This window comes from Nocardiopsis deserti, assembly GCF_008638355.1.
GTDB lineage: Bacteria > Actinomycetota > Actinomycetes > Streptosporangiales > Streptosporangiaceae > Nocardiopsis > Nocardiopsis alborubida.
This window is the reverse complement of record NZ_VWVS01000013.1, coordinates 254,582-273,474: the sequence shown is the minus strand read 5'-3', so window position 1 is coordinate 273,474 and position 18,893 is coordinate 254,582. Positions and strand designations below refer to the sequence as shown.

General features: G+C 73.4%; 17 protein-coding genes and 1 pseudogene. 5 read left to right on the top strand and 13 right to left on the bottom strand.

From position 1 onward, the window contains the following. Window positions 1–5 precede the first annotated feature (5 nt). The 5 genes from FYW99_RS18060 to deoC all read right to left on the bottom strand — a co-directional run bounded on the left by FYW99_RS18060 (window position 6) and on the right by deoC (window position 5,967). Window positions 6–1,676: a phospho-sugar mutase gene (locus FYW99_RS18060; RefSeq protein WP_150253181.1), complete on the bottom strand. Its 1,671-nt coding sequence runs from the start codon at window positions 1,674–1,676 to the stop codon at window positions 6–8. An 11-nt stretch (window positions 1,677–1,687) separates the two neighbouring features. Beyond that, window positions 1,688–2,485: a purine-nucleoside phosphorylase gene (locus tag FYW99_RS18055; protein WP_150253180.1), complete on the bottom strand. Its 798-nt coding sequence runs from the start codon at window positions 2,483–2,485 to the stop codon at window positions 1,688–1,690. A gap of 152 nt (window positions 2,486–2,637) precedes the next feature. Continuing rightward, window positions 2,638–3,591: an aldehyde dehydrogenase family protein gene (locus tag FYW99_RS18050; protein ID WP_150253179.1), complete on the bottom strand. Its 954-nt coding sequence runs from the start codon at window positions 3,589–3,591 to the stop codon at window positions 2,638–2,640. Next, entirely contained in the window at window positions 3,584–5,014 is a 1,431-nt protein-coding gene (locus FYW99_RS18045) for an aldehyde dehydrogenase family protein (protein ID WP_150253178.1), read from the bottom strand. The genes FYW99_RS18050 and FYW99_RS18045 overlap by 8 nt, the downstream gene beginning before the upstream one ends. A gap of 5 nt (window positions 5,015–5,019) precedes the next feature. Then, the gene (gene deoC / locus FYW99_RS18040; RefSeq protein ID WP_150253177.1) at window positions 5,020–5,967 is read right to left on the bottom strand and encodes a deoxyribose-phosphate aldolase; all 948 of its coding nucleotides are present in this window, start codon (window positions 5,965–5,967) and stop codon (window positions 5,020–5,022) included. A 414-nt stretch (window positions 5,968–6,381) separates the two neighbouring features. Between deoC and FYW99_RS18035 the strand changes: the two genes are divergently transcribed. Further along, the gene (locus tag FYW99_RS18035) at window positions 6,382–6,966 is read left to right on the top strand and encodes a GNAT family N-acetyltransferase (protein WP_150253176.1); all 585 of its coding nucleotides are present in this window, start codon (window positions 6,382–6,384) and stop codon (window positions 6,964–6,966) included. Window positions 6,967–7,106: 140 nt separating this feature from the next. Next, window positions 7,107–7,793 carry a hypothetical protein gene (locus FYW99_RS18030; protein ID WP_150253175.1) on the top strand — a complete coding sequence of 229 codons (687 nt, stop codon included), beginning with the start codon at window positions 7,107–7,109 and terminating at the stop codon, window positions 7,791–7,793. On the opposite strand, the gene FYW99_RS18025 is transcribed toward FYW99_RS18030, so the two are convergent. The 5 genes from FYW99_RS18025 to FYW99_RS18005 all read right to left on the bottom strand — a co-directional run bounded on the left by FYW99_RS18025 (window position 7,771) and on the right by FYW99_RS18005 (window position 13,382). Then, complete coding sequence (locus tag FYW99_RS18025; protein ID WP_150253174.1) at window positions 7,771–9,069, bottom strand: heparan-alpha-glucosaminide N-acetyltransferase domain-containing protein; 1,299 nt, start codon at window positions 9,067–9,069, stop codon at window positions 7,771–7,773. The two genes, FYW99_RS18030 and FYW99_RS18025, sit on opposite strands and share 23 nt — an antisense overlap. Before the next feature lie 116 nt (window positions 9,070–9,185). After that, on the bottom strand, window positions 9,186–11,189 hold the full coding sequence (locus FYW99_RS18020; RefSeq protein WP_150253173.1) for an acetoacetate--CoA ligase: 2,004 nt from the start codon (window positions 11,187–11,189) through the stop codon (window positions 9,186–9,188). Window positions 11,190–11,565: 376 nt separating this feature from the next. After that, entirely contained in the window at window positions 11,566–12,240 is a 675-nt protein-coding gene (locus FYW99_RS18015) for an HAD family hydrolase (RefSeq protein WP_150253172.1), read from the bottom strand. A gap of 85 nt (window positions 12,241–12,325) precedes the next feature. Then, window positions 12,326–13,021, bottom strand: a complete 696-nt coding sequence (locus FYW99_RS18010) for a DUF4126 domain-containing protein (RefSeq protein ID WP_150253171.1) — start codon at window positions 13,019–13,021, stop codon at window positions 12,326–12,328. A gap of 115 nt (window positions 13,022–13,136) precedes the next feature. Continuing rightward, window positions 13,137–13,382: a DUF2630 family protein gene (locus tag FYW99_RS18005; RefSeq protein ID WP_150253170.1), complete on the bottom strand. Its 246-nt coding sequence runs from the start codon at window positions 13,380–13,382 to the stop codon at window positions 13,137–13,139. Between the two features lie 293 nt (window positions 13,383–13,675). On the opposite strand from FYW99_RS18005, the gene FYW99_RS18000 reads away from it, so the two are divergent. Next, complete coding sequence (locus FYW99_RS18000; protein WP_017565228.1) at window positions 13,676–13,966, top strand: metal-sensitive transcriptional regulator; 291 nt, start codon at window positions 13,676–13,678, stop codon at window positions 13,964–13,966. 106 nt (window positions 13,967–14,072) lie between these two features. Here FYW99_RS18000 and FYW99_RS17995 read toward each other — a convergent pair whose 3' ends face one another. Then, window positions 14,073–15,449: an NAD(P)/FAD-dependent oxidoreductase gene (locus tag FYW99_RS17995; protein ID WP_150253169.1), complete on the bottom strand. Its 1,377-nt coding sequence runs from the start codon at window positions 15,447–15,449 to the stop codon at window positions 14,073–14,075. Window positions 15,450–15,750: 301 nt separating this feature from the next. On the opposite strand from FYW99_RS17995, the gene FYW99_RS17990 reads away from it, so the two are divergent. Next, window positions 15,751–16,014, top strand: a complete 264-nt coding sequence (locus tag FYW99_RS17990) for a hypothetical protein (protein WP_150253168.1) — start codon at window positions 15,751–15,753, stop codon at window positions 16,012–16,014. A gap of 33 nt (window positions 16,015–16,047) precedes the next feature. Here the strand turns inward: FYW99_RS17990 and FYW99_RS17985 are convergent. Next, a pseudogene (locus FYW99_RS17985) lies at window positions 16,048–16,547 on the bottom strand (molybdopterin-dependent oxidoreductase); the annotation flags it as partial. A 24-nt stretch (window positions 16,548–16,571) separates the two neighbouring features. Further along, window positions 16,572–17,156 (bottom strand): SACE_7040 family transcriptional regulator, encoded by a 585-nt coding sequence (locus tag FYW99_RS17980; RefSeq protein ID WP_150253167.1) that lies wholly within the window; start codon window positions 17,154–17,156, stop codon window positions 16,572–16,574. 125 nt (window positions 17,157–17,281) lie between these two features. Here FYW99_RS17980 and FYW99_RS17975 point away from each other — a divergent pair, with 125 nt between their 5' ends. Then, the gene (locus FYW99_RS17975; RefSeq protein WP_150253288.1) at window positions 17,282–18,892 is read left to right on the top strand and encodes a carboxyl transferase domain-containing protein; all 1,611 of its coding nucleotides are present in this window, start codon (window positions 17,282–17,284) and stop codon (window positions 18,890–18,892) included. Window position 18,893 lies beyond the last annotated feature (1 nt).

Below are 18,893 nucleotides of genomic sequence, written 5' to 3'. Positions count from 1 at the left end.
AACCCTCACCCCCCGACAGCCACGGTGACCGAGGCCATCAGCTCGGCGAGCAGGTCCGAGCCCAGTGCGCGGGTGGCCGCCACGTCACCGTCCACATCCAGCACCACCTCGACGTAGGCCTTCAGCTTGGGCTCGGTCCCCGAGGGCCTGAGCGTCACACGTCCCCTGCCCTCCAACCGGAAGCGCAGGGCGTCCGTCGGCGGCAGACCCGCGTGTCCGACGGCGAAGTCGTCCACCCCCACCACACGCAGGGGTCCGAACGCGGCGGGCGGTTCGGCGCGCAACCGCCGCATCGCCGCGGAGATGACCGACAGGTCCTCCACCCGCACCGACAGCTGGTCGCTCAGGTGCAGGCCGTACCGGCGCGCCTGGTCTTCGAGCAGGTCGAGCAGGGTGACCCCGTCCCGCCTGGCGCGGGCGGCGAGCGCCGCGGCCACCAGGGCCGCGCTGATCCCGTCCTTGTCCGCGACCGGACGGCCGCCGTCGGCGCCCACGCAGTAGCCCAGCGCCTCCTCGAACGCGAAGACCCGCCGCTGCCCGGGGCCGCCCGCGCGCGCCAGCCACTTGAATCCGGTGAGGGTCTCCTCGTAGTGCACGCCCCGGTCCCGGGCGATCTTGCCGAGCAGGCTGGAGGAGACGATCGAGGCGGCCACCACCCGGTCGGTCCCGCTGGTGTGGTCGAGCACGTACTCGGCCAGCAGCCCGCCCACCTCGTTGCCGGTGAGCAGGCCGTGCCCGGGGACCGCGAGCGCGAGCCGGTCGGCGTCGGGGTCGTTGGCGATGACCAGGTCGGAGCGGTCGGCGGCGCCGGTGGCCAGCGCCATGTCCATGGCGCCGGGCTCCTCCGGGTTGGGGAAGTCCACGGTCGGGAAGTCGGGGTCGGGCTCGAACTGGGCGGCGACCACGGACGGGCGGGGGAACCCGGCCCGTTCCATCGCCGCCAGCAGCACCCGGCCGCCCACGCCGTGCATGGCGGTGTAGGTGGTGGCCAGGTCGCGGTCCTTGCCCGGGACCAGTGCGGTGACCGCGTCCAGGTAGCGCTCCACCGCCTCCTCCCCCAGCACCGTCCACCCCTCGCCCAGGGGCAGTGCGTCGACCGGGCCCACGGCGTCGATGGCGGCGGAGATCTCGGCGTCGGCCGGGGAGACGATCTGGGTTCCCGCGTCGGCGTCGCCACCCGCCTTGGCCGCCCCCGCGTAGACCTTGTAGCCGTTGTCCTGGGGCGGGTTGTGGCTGGCGGTGACCATGATCCCGGCGTCGGCGCCCAGGTCGCGGACGGCGAAGGCCAGGACGGGGGTGGGCAGCGGTCCGGGCATGAGGGACACGCGGTGCCCGGCACCGGTGAGGACGGCGGCACTGTCGCGCGCGAAGTCCGCCGAGCGGTGCCGGGCGTCGTAGCCGACGACCACGTGCCCGGGCCCCTCGCCGAGCCAGGCGGCGATCCCCGCCGCGGCCCGCATGACCACCACCCGGTTCATCCGGTTGGGGCCCGCGCCGAGGGCGCCGCGCAGTCCGGCGGTGCCGAACTCCAGGCGGGCCCCGAAGCGGGCGTCGAGGTCGGCCAGCGCGTCGGCCTCGCCCCGGTCGGCGCGCTCCACCAGCCCCGCCAGCTCCGCGCGCGTGTCGGGGTCGGGGTCCTGGGCGATCCACTGCCTGGCCCGGGCGAGGTCGGTCATGGGAGCTCCCCTCAGAGCTTGGCGACGATGTCGGCGAGCAGACGGCCGACGGTTCCGGCGGCGTCGCGACCGGTGGCCAGCACGTCCTCGTGGTCGAGGTTGGCCCCCGTGAGCCCGGCCGCGACGTTGGTGACCAGCGACAGGCCCAGCACCCGGGCGCCCGCGGCGCGGGCGGCGATCGCCTCCAGCACGGTGGACATGCCGACCAGGTCGGCGCCCATGGCGCTGAGCATGCGGATCTCGGCGGGCGTCTCGAAGTGCGGGCCGGGCATGGCCGCGTACACGCCCTCGGGCAGGGAGGGGTCCACCGAGCGGGCCAGCTCGCGCAGGGCGGGGGTGTAGGTCTCGGTGAGGTCGACGAAGGTCGCGCCGGTCAGCGGGGACCGCGCGGTCATGTTGAGGTGGTCGGCGATGAGCACCGGGGACCCCACCGCGTAGGCGGGGTTGATGCCGCCCGCGGCGTTGGTCAGCACGACCGTGGTGGCCCCGGCCGCCACGGCGGTGCGCACGCCGTGCACGACGGCGTCGGTGCCGTGGCCCTCGTACAGGTGGGTGCGGCCCAGGAAGGCGAGCAGGGAGCGGTCGCCCGCCCTGATGCTGCGCACGGTGCCGCTGTGGCCCTCCACGGCGGGGGGCACGAAGCCGGGCAGTTCGGTGGTGGGCAGCTCCTGCCCGGAGTCGCCGAGCAGGTCGGCCGCGGAGGCCCACCCCGATCCCATGACCAGGGCGACGTCGTAGGCGTCCACGCCGGTGCGCGAGCGCAGTTCGGCGGCGGCCTCCTCGGCGGCTGCCTGGGGTGTGCGAGTCACAGCGGGTCTCTCCGTTCGTTGGTGCCTGGCGCCGTGTCCGGTCCGCTGAGCGGACGCTCTCGGCGTGATCTTGTACTTATAGCGCGTCCGGGGCGTCGAACCTCGCTACAAGTACAAGATCAGCGCAGGTCAGAGCCCTCGTGTCAGTACACCTAGATTCCGACGGGGTGCCAGACCGTCTTGGTCTCCAGGAAGGGCTTCAGGCGCGCGGTGCCGGGATCGGGGTCGAACCAGGCGTCCTCGCCGCCGTCGGAGCCGGGGCCGGGGCGCAGCACCCGGGTGAGCGTGTCCGCGGCGGCCCTCTCGAACTCCGCGGCCAGGTCTCCGGCTCCGGTGAGGTCCAGGGCGTTGACGTCGGCGTGCGAGGCCAGGTGGGGGCCCAGCTCCGGCACGCGTCCGGTGAGCAGGTTGACCACGCCGCCCGGCAGGTCGGAGGTGGCCAGCACCTCGGCCAGGTCGACCGCGGCCAGCGGCGCGTCCTCGGAGGTGACCACGACGGCGGTGTTGCCGGTGGCGATCACGGGGGCGACCACGGAGGTCAGGCCGAGCAGCGGCGCGCCCTGGGGGGCGAACACCGCGACCACGCCGGTGGGCTCGGGCGCGGAGTGGTTGTAGTAGGGCCCCGAGACGGGGTTGGCGCCGCCCAGGACCTGGGCGACCTTGTCGGTCCAGCCCGCGTAGTACACCCACCGGTCCACGGCGGCGTCGACCACGCGTTCGGCGTCGGCGCGGGAGAGCCCCTGCGCGGCCGCGGCCTGGGCGGTGAACTGTTCGCGGCGCCCCTCCAGCATCTCCGCGACCCGGTACAGGATCTGGCCGCGGTTGTAGGCGGTGCGCGCCGACCAGCCGCCGAAGGCCTTGCGCGCCGCGGCCACGGCGTCGCGGGCGTCCTTGCGGGAGGCGAGCGAGGCGTTGGCCAGGTGCTGGCCGCTGGCGGAGGTCACGGGGTAGCTCCTGCCCGATTCCGAGCGGGGGAAGGCCCCGCCCAGGTAGAGCTTGTAGGTCTTGCGGACCGCCAGCCGGGCGGGCGCGGCGCCGTCGGCCGTGCCCTCCGCGGCCCTGGCCGCGCTCCTGGCGGTCTTCCGGTTCTCGCGCCGCTCAGCCAAGGTAGGCCTCCAATCCGTGCCGCCCGCCCTCGCGGCCGTATCCCGACTCCTTGTAGCCGCCGAAGGGGCTGGTCGGATCGAACTTGTTGAACGTGTTGGACCAGACCACCCCGGCGCGCAGGCGCTCGGCGGTCCAGAGCATGCGCGAGCCCTTCTCGGTCCACACCCCGGCGGAGAGTCCGTAGGGGGTGTTGTTGGCCTTGGCCACGGCCTCGTCGGGGGTGCGGAAGGTCAGCACCGAGAGCACCGGGCCGAAGATCTCCTCGCGGGCCACGCGGTGGGACTGGCTGACGCCGGTCAGGACGGTGGGCGCGAACCAGTAGCCGCTCGCGGGCAGCTCGCAGGCGGGTGACCAGCGTTCGACGCCCTCGGTCTCGCCGGTGTCGGTGAGTTCGCGGATGCGCTCCAGCTGCGCGGCGGAGTTGATCGCGCCGATGTCGGTGTTCTTGTCCAGCGGGTCGCCCAGGCGCAGCCTGGAGACGCGCTCCTTGAGCCGGGGCAGCAGCTCCTCGGCGATCGACTCCTGGACCAGCAGCCGCGAACCGGCGCAGCACACGTGGCCCTGGTTGAAGAAGATGCCCGAGACGATGCCCTCGACCGCCTGGTCCAGGGCCGCGTCGTCGTAGACGATGTTCGCGCCCTTGCCGCCGAGCTCCAGGGTGAGGCGCTTGCCGGTGCCCGCGACCGAGCGGGCGATCTGGCGGCCGACCCCGGTGGAGCCGGTGAAGGCCACCTTGTCGGTGCCCGGGTGCTCCACGAGGGCGCGACCGGTCTCGCCCGCGCCGGTGAGGATGTTGACCACGCCCGGAGGCAGGTCGGCCTCCTGGCAGATCTCGGCGAAGGCCAGCGCGGTGAGCGGGGTGGTCTCGGCGGGCTTGAGCACGACGGTGTTGCCGGTGGCCAGTGCCGGGGCGACCTTCCACGCGAGCATGAGCAGCGGGAAGTTCCACGGGATGACCTGGGCGGCCACGCCCAGCGGGCGCGGGTCGGGGCCCAGCCCGGCGTGGGCGAGCTTGTCGGCCCACCCGGCGTGGTAGAAGAAGTGCGCGGCGACCAGCGGCAGGTCGACGTCGCGCGTCTCCTTGATGGGCTTGCCGTTGTCCATCGACTCCAGCACGGCCAGTTCGCGCGAGCGCTCCTGGATGATGCGGGCGATGCGGAACAGGTACTTGCCGCGTTCGGCGCCGGACATCGGCCCCCAGACGGTGTCGAAGGCGCGGCGGGCGGCGGCGACGGCCCTGTCCACGTCGGCGGGCCCGGCGACGGCGACCCGGGCGAGCTCGGTCTCGTCCGCGGGGTTGAGGGTGGTGAGGTACTCGCCGCCCTGGGCCGGGGCGAAGGCGCCGTCGACGAACAGCTCGTAGGTCTCGCGCAAGGTGACGACGGAGCGGGACTCCGGTGCGGGCGCGTACTCGAAGATCACGGCTCTCAGTCCAGCGTGTAGTAGTCGGGGCCCGGGTAGGTGCCGGTGGACAGCCTGGTGCGCTGCATGAGCAGGTCGTTGAGGAGGCTGGAGGCACCGATCCGGAACAGGTCGGGGGTCAGCCATCCGGGACCGGCGACCTCGTTGACCAGGACCAGGTTGCGGATGGCGTCCTTGGTGGTGCGGATGCCGCCCGCGGGCTTGACGCCCACGCGCCTGCCGGTGGCGGCGTGGTGGTCGCGGACCGCCTCCAGCATGACCAGGGTGACCGGCAGGGTGGCGGCCGGGGACACCTTGCCGGTGGAGGTCTTGACGAAGTCGCCCCCGGCCCGGATGGCCAGGTGGGAGGCGCGGCGCACGTTGTCGTAGGTGGCCAGCTCGCCGGTCTCCAGGATGACCTTGAGGTGGGCGGTGCCGCAGGCCTCCTTGACGGCGGCGATCTCCTCGAACACCTTGAGGTAGTCGCCGGACAGGAACGCGCCGCGGTCGATGACCATGTCGATCTCGCTGGCGCCGTCGGCGACCGCGCGGCGGGTGTCGGCGAGCTTGACCTCCATGGGCGCCCGGCCGGAGGGGAAGGCGGTGGCCACCGAGGCCACGCCGACCCCGGTGCCGCGCAGCGCATCGACGGCGGTGGCGACCATGTCGGGGTAGACGCACACGGCGCCCACGCGGGGCACGGTGGTGTCGGTGGGGTCGGGGTGGGCGGCCTTGGCGCACAGGGCCCGGACCTTGCCGGGGGTGTCGGCGCCCTCCAGGGTGGTCAGGTCCACCATGGTGATGGCCAGGTCGATGGCCCGGGCCTTGGCGGTGGTCTTGACCGACCGGGTGGACAGGTCCTGGGCGCGGGCTCGCGCGCCGACCTCGTCCACGCCCGGGAGGCCGTGCAGGAACGCGCGGAGTTCGCGGTTGGTCGCCGCCTCGGGCGCGGATGCGGTGTGGGGCACGGGCACCTACAGCTCTTCGGGTTGCTGGCCTGCCCGTCCGCTGTGGCCAGCGAAAACGGGTCTTCCGGCGCGGCGCGCGGAGAGGTCTCCCCCGGGGCCGGGCCGTCAGGCAGTCACCCTAACGCCGGGCGGAGCCGCCGTCAGCATCCGTCCGGATCGAGCCGCCCAAGGTTGGAGGAGCCTCCAACGCATGCGGTGGGTCTTCGCCGTCTTTTCCTCCAATCCACCCCAGAAAATCCCCGAAAAAGGACATCCATACCGTTCTCTCCCCGTCCGGACGGACACGTGCGGTCTAGACCGGAGCACTCCCTTTGTGGGCGCGGGCGGGATGCGAGACTGGCCCGAATCCTCCCCCCGGAAAGCCCCGCCCCGCCGGGCCCGGGAGCCGGAGGGGCGGACCCTGAGGTGACGGGAGTGGTGATGTCAGCCGGAGAGCGGATCGAGCGGCGCACGGGCGGGGCGGAGCCGGTGCGCCTGGTACGGCTGGACCGGTCCACACCGGAGGCGGACCTGCTGCGGGAGACCGTGCTGCGCCACCGCCTGCCGCCCGGCCAGCGCGGCTACGTGCTGCTGCCGGTGACCACCCTGCCCGCCGCCGACGCCGACCCTGCGCGCACGCCCTTCGCCGTCGTCGGTTCGGGGATCGTCACCGACGCCGCCGGGGCGCGGGCGGCCTGCGCCGGTTTCGGCGTGCTGGACCGGGCCGTGCACGCGCGCGACCTGGTAGCCGAACCGAAGCGGGCGGTGCTGCTGCGCGCCTTCTACGTCACCACCGCCTGGCAGGGCCGGGGCGTGGGGCGGGCCGTGTGCTCCCCACCGCTGCTGGACCGGCTGGCGGGAGAGGTGGCGCCGGACGCGGCCGAGCTGGTGCTGTGCGTGGACGAGGCCAACCACGCTGCGGCCCGCGTCTACGGCCGCGCCGGGTTCGCCTTCACCGGCCGCCGCTTCGTGGACGCGGCGGGGGGACCGCAGCTGGTGATGGTCCGCCCGGTGGAGCCGGGTTAGGGCGTCTGGCGTAGGTGTCCGCTCCGGGTGCGCCCCTGCGGCCCTGTCTCCGCGCAGGTCAGAGCCCTTGCGTCACACCAGCGACGTTTTCGGCCGGGCCATGTCCGGCGCCCACCGGCGGACGCCCTTAGGCTGGGGGCATGGCGGAGTTCCGGATCAGCAGCGACGACGAGCGGGTCGACCTGCGCAGGATGGCGGTGGCCCTGGCCGAGGCCCAGGGGTGGGCGCGCGAGGAGGTCAGCGTCTGGGACAACCGCCGTGGCGAGGTGATCGTGACGGTGGACGACTCCCTGCTGCGCAAACCCGAGGCCGACCCCCTGCACCGCACCCGGCACACCCCCCGCGACGTGCACGACGCCTGCGAGACGCTGCGCCGTGAGGAGGCGTCCCTGCGCCGCGTGGACTTTCGCGTGCTGCGCAGCGAGACCGCGCGCTTCTTCTCCGCCGGGTGGACCGTCGCCGACGCGCTGCACGCGCTGGGGCACCGCCCCGACGGCGTGCCGTGGCCGAGCGGGCCCGAGTACCAGGGCACCGACTGGCTGCACGCCCGTCTGAAGGCGTGGCGCACCCCCGACGGCGACATCCGGCCCTCCAGGTCGCAGGAGGACGCCCAGTTGCGGGTGATCAGCCGGGCGGGCCTGCCCATGGACATCGGCCTTCCCGAGGACGCCGAGGTCGCGCAGCGCCCCGTGGCCAGCCCGGCGGTCGCGCGGTCGGCGGCCGACGACGCGCGCAGGCTCATGCGGCAGAACACGCGGACCACCACCGACTCCCTGGCCCACCGCGACCGCACCTCGGCCAGGATCACGCGGGGGGATCGTCGCTAGGACGGCGGGGAAGGCGCCCGTCGGCGGCGGCTCTTCGCTCCTCCACCAGGGCGACCACGCCGTTGGCCGCCTCGCCGAGGAGGAGCTCGGCCGGTCCCCTGCCCGCCGCCAGCCGCCACAGGGTGGCGAAGACCAGCGCCCCCAGGACGAAGCCCTCCAGCAGCCACGGCTGCTGCCAGCCGATCCCGCCGGAGGCGGCGATGACCATCGCCAGGACCAGGATGTGGCCGGAGTAGACGGTCAACGGCATCCGGCCGACCGAGGTCAGCGGGTACATGAGGACCCGGAAGCGGTCGCACAGGAACATGCACACCACCAGCACCACGAGCCCCTGGCCGACCGCCTCTGCCATCTCGAAGGTGGTGCCGGTGTGGGGCGTGCCGACCGCCAGCCACCACCAGGAGTCGGTGGGCACCTGCCCCGAGATCGACTGTGTCTCCTCGACCACCGCGGCGCGCACCAGGGCCGCCGTCGCCTCGTCGGTGACCTCGCCCGAGGGCAGGCCGGTCAGGGCGGGGCCGCTGGCCTCCACCAGGCGGTCCATGCCGCCCATCGGGTTGAGCAGGATCCAGGAGCCGAGGTGTCCGAACAGCAGCAGGGCGGCGCCGGAGGCCAGCAGGCGCAGCCGCACCGCGGTGGCGGCCAGGTCCAGCCGTCCCAGCGCCATCCCCGCGGTCACGAAGGCCATGAAGGTGATCGCCGGGTAGTAGCCGGTCAGGAAGAAGTCGCTGAACGAGGTCAGCGAGGACGTGCGCGGCGAGGGCGGGAAGACGTTGTCCCGCAGCAGGAACGAGAGCGGCGGGCCGAGCACGGCCGAGACTCCCGCCACCGTCCACAGCGCACCCGAGCGCAGCTTGAGCAGGGGCAGGGCCAGTACGAAGAAGCCCGCGTAGTAGGTCAGGATGATGGCGACCGGGACCCCCATGAGGTCCAGCACCAGCCCCAGAACGCCGATGAGCGCCGCGCGGGTGAGGATGCGCACGACGGCCACGCGCAGGCGGTCGCCGCCGACCGGGTCGGTGCGCCCGGTCATCATGGCCAGGGAGGTTCCCGCCAGGAGGGCGAAGAGCGCCGAGGAGTTGCCGCGCACGACGCCGTGCACGTCCCAGGCGTAGCCCTCGGGCGACAGCAGCCCCATGGACTCCACTCCGAGGTGGACGACGAACATCCCGAACACCGCGAGGGCGCGTGCCGCGTCGATGCCGTCGATCCGGCCCCGACCCGAGGCCGGACCCGCGGGAGCGGCGGAGGTCTCGCCAGACCGGTTCTGTGTCACGCCCGTCAGGCTATGTCGTCGCCCGCGCGGCGACAACGGGCCGGGGCACATGGCCGCGGACGGCCACGCGCCGCCGGACGCGGGGGCCGGTCACCCGCGCCCGGCGGCGCCCCCGGTCAGCCCGCGTCCTCCCGTTCCCCGGCCAGGGTGCTGAAGAAGTCGAGCGCCTCGGGGTTGGCCAGCGAGTCCCGGCTGGCGACCCGGTCGGGCCGCTCCCCCATGAGGATGCGCTTGACCGGCACCTCCAGGACCTTTCCGGACAGCGTCCGGGGCACCGCGCCGATGACGCGGACGCGGTCGGGCACGTGGCGGGGCGAGCAGTCGGTGCGGATGCGGCGGGCGATCTCCCGGGGCAGGTCGCCCTCCAGGTCGGCGCCCTCCCGCAGCACGGTGAACAGCTCGATCCGGGAGGAGCCGTCGGCCTGGGGCACGTCCACGACCAGGGCGTCGACGACCTCGTCCAGGGCCAGGACCGCGCGGTAGATCTCGCTGGTGCCCATGCGCACGCCGCCGCGGTTGATGGTGGAGTCGGAGCGACCGTGGATGACCGCGGTGCCGCGGTCGGTGATCACGATCCAGTCACCGTGCCGCCACACGCCCGGGTAGACGGAGAAGTAGCTGTCGCGCAGCCGCTCGCCGCTGTCGTCGCCCCACAGGAACAGGGGCATGGACGGGGCGGGCCTGGTGACGACGAGTTCGCCGACCTCGTTGACGAGCTCCCTGCCGTCGGGGTCCCAGGAGGCCACGGCCATGCCCAGGGCCCGGGACTGGATCTCGCCCTCGTGGACGGGCAGGGTCGGGGTGCCGCCGACCAGGCAGCTGCACACGTCGGTGCCGCCGGAGGTGGAGAACAGCCACAGGTCCTCGCCGAACTCCTCGTAGACCCAGGAGAAGGCCTCGGGGCTGAGCGGCGAGCCGGTGGAGCCGATGGCCTTGAGCGCGGACAGGTCGCGGCCCTGACGGGGGTGGACGCCCTCCTTCATACAGGAGGAGAGGAACCCGGCGCTGGTGCCGAAGACGGTGACCCCGGCGTCGGCGGCCAGGTCCCACAGGGCGCCCAGGTCGGGCGCCGCCGGACTGCCGTCGTACAGGACGATGGAGGCCTTCGTCAGCAGCACGCTGACCAGGAAGTTCCACATCATCCAGCCGGTGGTGGTGAACCAGAAGACCCGGTCGTGCTCCCGGGCGTCCAGGTGCAGGTGCAGGTTCTTGAGCTGTTCGAGGAGGATGCCGCCGTGTCCCTGGACGATGGCCTTGGGCAGACCGGTGGTGCCCGAGGAGTAGAGCACCCACAGGGGGTGGTCGAAGGGGACGGACGCGAACTCCAGCTCGGTTCCGGCCCCGGACTCCTCCAGCCGGTCCCAGGGCAGGGTGCCGTCGAGGGAGCCGCCGGGGTGGAGGTAGTCGAGCAGGACGGTGTGCTCGACGGTGGGCAGGGCCGCGCGCAGCTCCTCCACGACGGGGCGGCGGTCGAAGTCCTTGCCCCCGTAGCGGTAGCCGTCCACGGCGAGCAGGACCTTGGGCTCGATCTGGGCGAAGCGGTCGATGACGCTGCGCACGCCGAAGTCCGGGGAGCAGGAGGACCACACCGCGCCCAGGGAGGCCGCGGCGTAGAAGGCGGCGACGGTCTCGGGCAGGTTGGGCAGGTAGGCCACGACGCGGTCGCCGGGGCCCACGCCCAGCTCGCGCAGTCCGGCGGCGATGGCGGCGGTGCGTCGGCGCAGGTCGCCCCAGGTCCACTCACCGAGGCCGCGCAGCTCGGTGGCGTGGCGGATGGCGACGTGGTCGTCGTCGCGGCCCTCGAAGACGTGCCGGGCGTAGTTGAGGGTCGCCCCGGGGAACCACTCGGCTCCGGGCATGGTCCGCTCGCCCAGGACCCGCTCGTAGGGGGTCTCGGAGCGCACGCCGTAGTACTCCCAGACGGACTCCCAGAACCCGTCGGTGTCGGTGACCGACCAGCGCCACAGGGAGTCGTAGTCGAAGGACGCGGCGGAGGCGTCCCCGAAGGCCCGGACCCCCTTCTCGCGCTCGGCCCATCGGGCGAACGCGACGATGTTGGAGGACGCGGCCCTCTCCTCGTCGGGCTTCCAGAGCACCCGGGGCACGCTGTTCTCCGTCATTGGCCCGCCTTCCCATTCGCACTGTGTCTCGCACGGTGTGTTGCCGGCTGTGTGTTGCTGGTTGTGTGTCGCCGACCGTGCGTCGCTGTGAGACCCATCTAACAACACACCATGTCGGCGCCGACGGCCCGGCCCCCGGGGCGACGGGGGCCGGGAGGCGCGTCGAGTGCGCAGGTCACCGGTGGGAGGGAACCGGTGTGCGGGGCCCACAGCCGGGCGGGCGCGCGGGCGTGGGCTGCCCCCGTTGCCAGGGGCCGGAGGCGGGTGGGAGGACCGGTGACCGGACCTTTCGCGTCCCCGTCAGCCCGGCGCCCGGAGGTCCGAGCGGTCGGGGTCCGGGTGGCCGGTGCGGCGGACCCGGGCGCGACAGGTCTCCTCAGTTCCCGCGCAGCGCGGCCACGGCGGCCACCGGGGAGTCGACCACCGGGGAGCCGGTGGCCTCCAGGCGGGCGCGGGACATCAGGCCGCTGGCGACGAGGATGGAACGGGCCCCGGCCTCGCGGGCGGCGCGGGCGTCGTCGTCGATGTCGCCGATCAGCACGACCCGGGCCGGGTCGATGTCCTGGTGTTCGAGGTGGCGCACCAGGTGCTCGGCCTTGGAGTCGTGCTCGGTCTGGAACTGGCGGCCGTCCACCCGGGTGAAGTGCGCGGTCAGGCCGCGCTCCTCGATGAGCGGCACCAGGTGGTCGTGGGAGGCCATGGACAGCAGGGACTGGGTGCCGCCGCCGCGGGTCCACTCCCGGAGCACGTCGGGGACGCCCACGGTGAGCTCGCAGGAGGGGAGGTGCTCCAGGTAGCTGCTGTCGTAGTGCCGCTCCGCCCGCTCCCACTCGCCGTCCTCGAAGGCCCGGCCCAGGAGCTCCTCGTAGCAGGGGATGAGGGGGCGGCGGAAGACGGAGCGCCAGTGGTCCATCTCCACGGGGTCGCGGCCGAACAGCTCGCACACGGCGTTCACCGCGGCGAGGTTGGCGTGGTTGTCGTCCAGGAGCGTGCCGTTCCAGTCCCAGACGATGTGGGTGGTGTCGTTTCGGTCGAAAGTCGTCTCAGCCATTGACCGCACTTTACGGGCACCTGCCCCGGCCGGGGAATGCGTCGTGCGCCACCCCTGGCCGGACTCCCGTGCCCGCCGGGGCGCCTCACCCGGGGTGGTGCTCCCCCGCCGGGCCACCGCCGTCCGCACCGGTCCACGTGTCCGCGTCCGCCCCCTGCCGCCCGGCGTCCCGCGCCTCACGGCGTTCCCGGCGCAGTCGCCGCCCGCGCCGGACCGCCCACACGCTCCCCGCCACCATGAGCGGGAACACGACGAGGACGAGGACGGGCACCAGGAGGGCCAGCAGCGAGGTGACGAAGCTGACCGCGTCCTCCAGGAAGGAGACGACCGGTGCCGCGCACCCGAGGGACACGGAGTTGGCCACCGGCCGGGCCAGGGACTTGACCGCGTGGAAGGCCAGGGAGACGACCACGCCCGCGACCACCGCCCACCAGGAGACCCCGTCCCCGCCCGCGGCGGCGCCGGAGGCGGCCCCGGTGATCTCGCCGAGTTCCACGGCGGAGGCCCCCGCGCCGAAGGTGATGCCGCCGGATGTGGGGCGCACGACCGTCTGGAGGGCGTCGTTGAAGCTGTCGACCGCGGGGATCTTGTCCGCCGCGAACTCCACGACCAACAGCACGGTGAGGACCACGAGGGTGGCGGGGTGTTCGATCCACTGCCAGGACTCGCCGAGCGGGACCAGGTCGGTGAAGCGTGCGAGCAGTCCGACGAGGAGGAGGGGGATGTAGGCGTTGAGCCCGGCCGCGGAGGCCAGGCCCAGTCCGGTCAGTGTGGTGAGCATGCGCTTCCTTCTGTGCTCCCGGGGTGGGGCGCCGTGCGGTCATGCGGTTACCGCCCGGCACCGCTGTACCCCTGTTGACGCTCACGGAGCACACGGGGTTTTCGGTTCGGACCCCTTACTGCCGGTAGTTCTCGACCTCGGAGACCGGGCGCGGCTCGGCCTCGTCGGGGTCCTGGTCGAACTCGCTGCGGGCCCTGCGCTGGCGGAGCAGGTCCCAGCACTGGTCGAGCGCCTCCTCGACCTGCTTGATGCGGGCGCGCTCCTGCGGGTCCAGCCCTTCGGTGGTGGAGCGGAGCGCGTGCTCCTCGTCGATCAGCCCTCGGATGGTGGCCATGATGTCGTTCTCGGCGCTGTCAGTCATACCGCCCATGGTCGGTTCGGGGCGGGGCCGCGGGCAAGGTCCCCGCCCCCGCGTTGCCCAGAGCGGACCGGACGTTTACGCGCGGTGACGCCCGCCGCACGCGGGGCGCGCGTGCCTCCCGGCACGGCGAGCGGTCCCCGTTCGTCTGGGAAACTCCTACTACGGCCGCGTTGGCGGCGGCACGCGCACTCGGAGGGGGCGCACCGGCGGAATGCGTTCCCAGCCCCCGCCGTTGGATACCACGAGGGGGTATGGTAATGGCATCTGAGCAGGAACGACACGGAAGCGGGAGCATGGCTGCGACCCACGGTTACAGTAACGACAAGCAGAGCCACATCAACCGGCTGCGCCGTATCGAGGGCCAGATCCGCGGGTTGCAGCGGATGGTCGAGGACGACCAGTACTGCATCGACATCCTGACCCAGACGTCGGCGGCCAACAAGGCGCTGCGGTCCTTCGCGCTGTCCATGCTCGACGAGCACCTCAAGCACTGCGTGTCCAACGCGGTGGCCAACGGCGGTGAGGAGGCGGACGCGAAGGTGCGCGAGGCCTCCGACGCGATCGCCCGCCTGGTCCGTTCCTGACCCCCGCGGCCCCGCACCCGACCGGCCGCGGCGGGGCGTGGCGGCCGCCGCGGCCGGTCGGTGAAGGCGCGGCCGTCCGAGCCCAGCGGGCCCGGACGCCCCCCGGTCAGAGCTCGCCGTAGCGCGCGTGCAGGTTCTCCAGCAGACGCGCGCCCTCCCGGCGGGAGGACTCCACGTCCAGGTAGTCGACCGACTCGTTGGCCACGAACGAGGACGGGCGCCCGCCGTCGGCGAACCCCAGGCGCGAGGTGTCGCCGCCGGTGAACTCGCGGATCCCCCAGTTGGCCAGGATGCGCGCCCGCGCGGTCGGGGAGGGCACCGCCATCAGGTGGTACCCGCGGGTGACGCCCAGCGCGGGCAGGCCGCTCAGCTCCAGCTGCATGACGCGCGCCAGCGCGTCGTTCCCGCTCAGGTCCACGACCAGTCCCATGTCCCGGTGCCGGAACTCCTTCATCGGGCGCCCCAGGACGGACGAGACCACGTTCTCGGCGACGGTGGCCGCCTGGCGCGTGGCGTACTGGGCGGTCGGCGGGCAGTAGTCGCTGTCCTCGTGCGAGAGGTTGGGCACCGCCGCGGCGTCGCCGACGGCGAAGACGTCGTCGAGTCCGGGGACCCGCAGGTCGGCGCCGACCTCCAGTCGGCCCTTCTGGGTGGGCTTGTCCAGGGTCTCCATGAGGGGGCTCGGCGAGACTCCCGCCGTCCAGATGAGGGTGCGGCAGGGCAGGGCGCGGCCGTCGGTGAGCACCACCTTGTCGTCGGTCACCTCGCGCACGCTCACCTTGAGCTTGACCTCGACGCCGATGGAGCGCATCAGGTCGAGCGCCTTGCGGCCGAGGCGGTCGCCGAGTTCGGGCAGCACCTTGGGCGCGATGTCCACCAGGTGCCAGCGGATCACCGAGCGCAGGTCCGGGTAGCGCTTGGCCGCCTCCTGGCACAGGCGCATGAGCGAGGCCGCGGTCTCGACGCCGGTGTAGCCGCCGCCGACGACGATGAAGCGGCAGCGCTCCTCGCGCTCGGCCGGGTCGCGGCTGTCGTTGGCCAGTTCCAGCTGGGCCAGGACGTGGTCGCGCAGGAGCACCGCCTCGGCCAGCGTCTTGGCGCCGTAGGCGTGCTCGGCCAGACCGGGGATGTCGAAGGCGCGGGTGACCCCGCCGGGCGCCAGGACCAGGCGGTCGTAGCGGACCGGGGCGAGCTCGCCGGTGGGGCGCCGTACGACGACCACGCGGTCCCCCGGGTCCACGCCGACGGCGTGTCCGGGGACGAACCGGGTCTGCCGCGTCAGCCGGTGCACCGACATGGCGACCGACTGCGGTGTGAGCAGCCCCGAGGCCACCTGCGGCAGCAGGGGGCTGTAGAGCATGTAGTCGTGCGGCGCGACGAGGGCGATGTCCGCCGCGCCCGCCGGGATGCGGCGTTCGAGGTGGCGCAGGGTGTGGAGACCACCGAAGCCCGCGCCGACCACCACGATACGAGGCCGAGACATATACAGCGCTCCTTCTGACGTGTCGTGGGGCGGGACGGCTGTGCGCGTCCGCTGGGCCGTTGGACGCAGCCCTACCCACATGACCGCGGCCAATGTATGGCCGGGTCAGGAGATCGCGGAGCCGCCACCCGCGGCGTGCCGGGGACTTTGCCCGCCGTTGGCGGCCCCTGGGGAGGGCGGCGAGGTTCCCCCGTCGGCCCGAAACTCCCACATGCGAGGAGTTCGTGACCTTGGTGACTTTCTGTAACAGAATAATCACGTCATGCACTGACGCCCAACACGAAGGGAGCAGTGAACGCGTATGCGTGCGTTCACCAGGATCACCGCATCGGCGGTGCTGGCCGCCGGACTGACCGCCGCCGGGACGGGAGCGGCCCTGGCCGCCACCGCGGACGAGGACGACTCGCGCCCTGGGGGAGTGCTCGGTTTCCTCTTCGATGGGGTCTTCGGGGAGGACGCCGACCCGCCGGTGGTCAACGAGGACACGGAGGCCCCCGCTGAGGAGGCCCCCGCGGCTCCGGTGGAGCAGAGCCCGGACACGGGCGGCGCCACGGGCGGTATGTAGGCGCAGGACGTGGATGTGGCACCGGGGCGGGCCTCAGGGCCCGCCCCGGTCCCTGCCAGGGCGCCGCCAGTCGCCATGGAGGCGCTGCCCGCGCCACGGGCGCCGTAGCCGTGGTGCCCGGGCCTGCTCCCGGAACCCGGGCGCGTCCTCGTCGAGCAGCCGCGGTCCGCGCGCCCACTTGGCCGACTTCCAGAAGTACAGGTGCGGGACCAGCAGCCGGGCGGGCCCGCCGTGCTCGGGGCCAGCGGCTCCCCGCCGAAGGTGTGCACCACCCAGGCCTGTCCGTCGGCGAGGTCCTGGAGCGGCAGGTGGGCGGTGTGACCGCCGTGGCTGACCGCCAGGGCGTACTCGGCCGCGGTCTCCACGTCCTCCGGGAGGGTGTCCACGCTGACGCCCGCCCAGTCGGTGTCCAGCTCGGACCAGCGGGTGACGCAGTGGACGTCCACACGGGGGCGTTCCTGGGGCAGCTCCAGGAACTCCTCCCGCGTCCAGGAACACGTGCCGCCCGCCTCGTCGGCGATCGCGAGGGTCCACTCGGCACTGTCCCCGGGCGGGCGCTAGTCGGGCGCGGCGGCGGGGGCGGTCAGGGCGGCCCGGCCCATCTCCAGCAGCAGCCGCGCCATGTGCCGCCGCGACAGCTCGCCCCGGCTGTGCGGGGTGGAGTTGAGCAGTCCGAACACGGCGTGCACCGCGGCGCGCAGGACGGTGGCCGAGGCGTCGGGGCGCAGCTCGCCCAGCACCCCCACCCACTGCTCGACGTAGCCGCGCTGGAGACGGCGCACCCGGCGCCGGTCGGCGTCGGTGAGGTTGCCCAGCTCCCGGTCGTGCACGGTGATCAGGGCGGGCTCGTCCAGGGCGAAGGCGATGTGCCCGCGCAGCAGTGCCTCCAGCGCCTCCTCGGCGCCCGGTGCCCGCGCCACCAGTTCGACGCCCTGGCGCGCCAGGCGTTCGCTGATGTCCACCAGCACCGCGCCGAGCAGCGCCTGCTTGCCGCGGAAGTGCCGGTACAGGGCGGGTCCGGTCGTGCCGACGGCGCGGCCGAGGTCGTCGATGGACACCCCCCGGTAGCCGTGCTCGGCGAAGAGCCGCGCCGCCGCGCCCAGGAGCGCCGTGCGCCGCTCGCCCGCGGGTCTGCCCCCCATCCGGCTTCCTCCCCTCCCCCGGTGTCGCGCCGGGCCCTGGACACCCATGTTAGTAGTCACTAACATCCCAGATGTTAGTGAGCATTAACACCCCTCCACGAGAGGACACCATGAGCAGGGCATCTGTGCTCGGCACGGCGGTGGACACCGCCGGGCCCGCGTTCGCCGCCAACGACGCGGCGAACCGCGCCCTCGCCCTGGAGCTGCGCGAGCGGATCGCCACCGCGGCCCTGGGCGGCCCGGAGAAGACCCGGACACGGCACGTCGAACGGGGCAAGCTCCTTCCGCGCGACCGTGTCGACCTCCTCCTGGACCCCGGCTCCCCCTTCCTGGAGATCGCCCCCCTGGCCGCGTACGGGCTCTACGGCGCGGACGGGCAGGACGCTCCCGGAGCCGGGATGATCGCGGGCGTGGGCCGGGTCATGGGCCGCCCGACGGTCGTGGTCGCCAACGACGCCACCGTCAAGGGCGGCAGCTACTACCCCATGACCGTCAAGAAGCACCTGCGCGCCCAGGAGGTGGCGCTGCACAACCGGCTGCCGTGCGTCTACCTCGCCGACTCCGGGGGCGCGTTCCTGCCCATGCAGGACGACGTCTTCCCCGACCGCGAGCACTTCGGCCGGATCTTCTACAACCAGGCCACGATGTCGCGGATGGGCATCCCGCAGATCGCCGCGGTGCTGGGCTCGTGCACCGCGGGCGGTGCCTACGTCCCGGCGATGAGCGACGAGGCGGTCATCGTGCGCGAGCAGGGCACGATCTTCCTGGGCGGCCCGCCGCTGGTCAAGGCGGCCACCGGCGAGGTCGTCACCGCCGAGGAGCTGGGCGGCGGCGACCTGCACTCGCGGGTGTCGGGGGTCACCGACCACCTGGCCGACGACGACGCGCACGCCCTCACCCTCGTCCGGCGCATCGCCGACACCCTCGGCCCGCCCGGACCGCCCGCGTGGGAGGTGCGCGAGCCCCGTCCCCCGGCGCTGGACCCCGAGGAGCTGTACGGGGTGGTGCCCGCCGACACGCGCACCCCCTACGACGTGCGCGAGGTCATCGGCCGGATCGTGGACGGCAGCGAGTTCACCGAGTTCAAGGCCGAGTACGGCACCACCCTGGTCACCGGGTTCGCGCACCTGCACGGCCACCCGGTGGGGATCGTCGCCAACAACGGCATCCTGTTCGCCGAGTCCGCCCTCAAGGGCGCCCACTTCATCGAGCTGTGCGACCGGCGCGGCGTGCCGCTGGTCTTCCTCCAGAACATCTCCGGGTTCATGGTCGGCCGGGACTACGAGGCGGGCGGCATCGCCAAGCACGGAGCGAAGATGGTCACCGCCGTGGCCTGCGCACGCGTCCCCAAGTTCACCGTGGTCGTGGGCGGGTCCTTCGGCGCGGGCAACTACAGCATGTGCGGTCGGGCCTACTCGCCCCGGTTCCTGTGGATGTGGCCGGGCGCGCGCATCTCGGTGATGGGCGGCGAGCAGGCCGCCTCGGTGCTCTCCACCGTCCGCCGCGACCAGATGGCCGCCCGCGGGCAGGAGTGGTCCGCCGAGGACGAGGAGGCCTTCAAGGCGCCCGTCCGCGACCAGTACGAGGAGCAGGGCAGCCCCTACTACTCCACCGCGCGGTTGTGGGACGACGGCGTCATCGACCCCGCCGACACCCGCGACGTGCTCGCCATGGCCCTGTCCGCCGCCCGCCACGCGCCGCTGGAGCCGGTGGGCTACGGCGTCTTCCGGATGTGAG

Bases quoted from the DNA above. Each gene is read 5' to 3' on its own strand.
- FYW99_RS17990 (WP_150253168.1), top strand. From the start codon at position 15,751: ATGCGTGCGTTCACCAGGATCACCGCATCGGCGGTGCTGGCCGCCGGA.
- FYW99_RS18030 (WP_150253175.1), top strand. From the start codon at position 7,107: ATGGCGGAGTTCCGGATCAGCAGCGACGACGAGCGGGTCGACCTGCGC.
- FYW99_RS18020 (WP_150253173.1), bottom strand. From the start codon at position 11,189: ATGACGGAGAACAGCGTGCCCCGGGTGCTCTGGAAGCCCGACGAGGAG.
- FYW99_RS17995 (WP_150253169.1), bottom strand. From the start codon at position 15,449: ATGTCTCGGCCTCGTATCGTGGTGGTCGGCGCGGGCTTCGGTGGTCTC.
- FYW99_RS18010 (WP_150253171.1), bottom strand. From the start codon at position 13,021: ATGCTCACCACACTGACCGGACTGGGCCTGGCCTCCGCGGCCGGGCTC.
- FYW99_RS18015 (WP_150253172.1), bottom strand. From the start codon at position 12,240: ATGGCTGAGACGACTTTCGACCGAAACGACACCACCCACATCGTCTGG.
- FYW99_RS18005 (WP_150253170.1), bottom strand. From the start codon at position 13,382: ATGACTGACAGCGCCGAGAACGACATCATGGCCACCATCCGAGGGCTG.
- FYW99_RS18035 (WP_150253176.1), top strand. From the start codon at position 6,382: ATGTCAGCCGGAGAGCGGATCGAGCGGCGCACGGGCGGGGCGGAGCCG.
- FYW99_RS17980 (WP_150253167.1), bottom strand. From the start codon at position 17,156: ATGGGGGGCAGACCCGCGGGCGAGCGGCGCACGGCGCTCCTGGGCGCG.
- FYW99_RS18060 (WP_150253181.1), bottom strand. From the start codon at position 1,676: ATGACCGACCTCGCCCGGGCCAGGCAGTGGATCGCCCAGGACCCCGAC.
- FYW99_RS18000 (WP_017565228.1), top strand. From the start codon at position 13,676: ATGGCTGCGACCCACGGTTACAGTAACGACAAGCAGAGCCACATCAAC.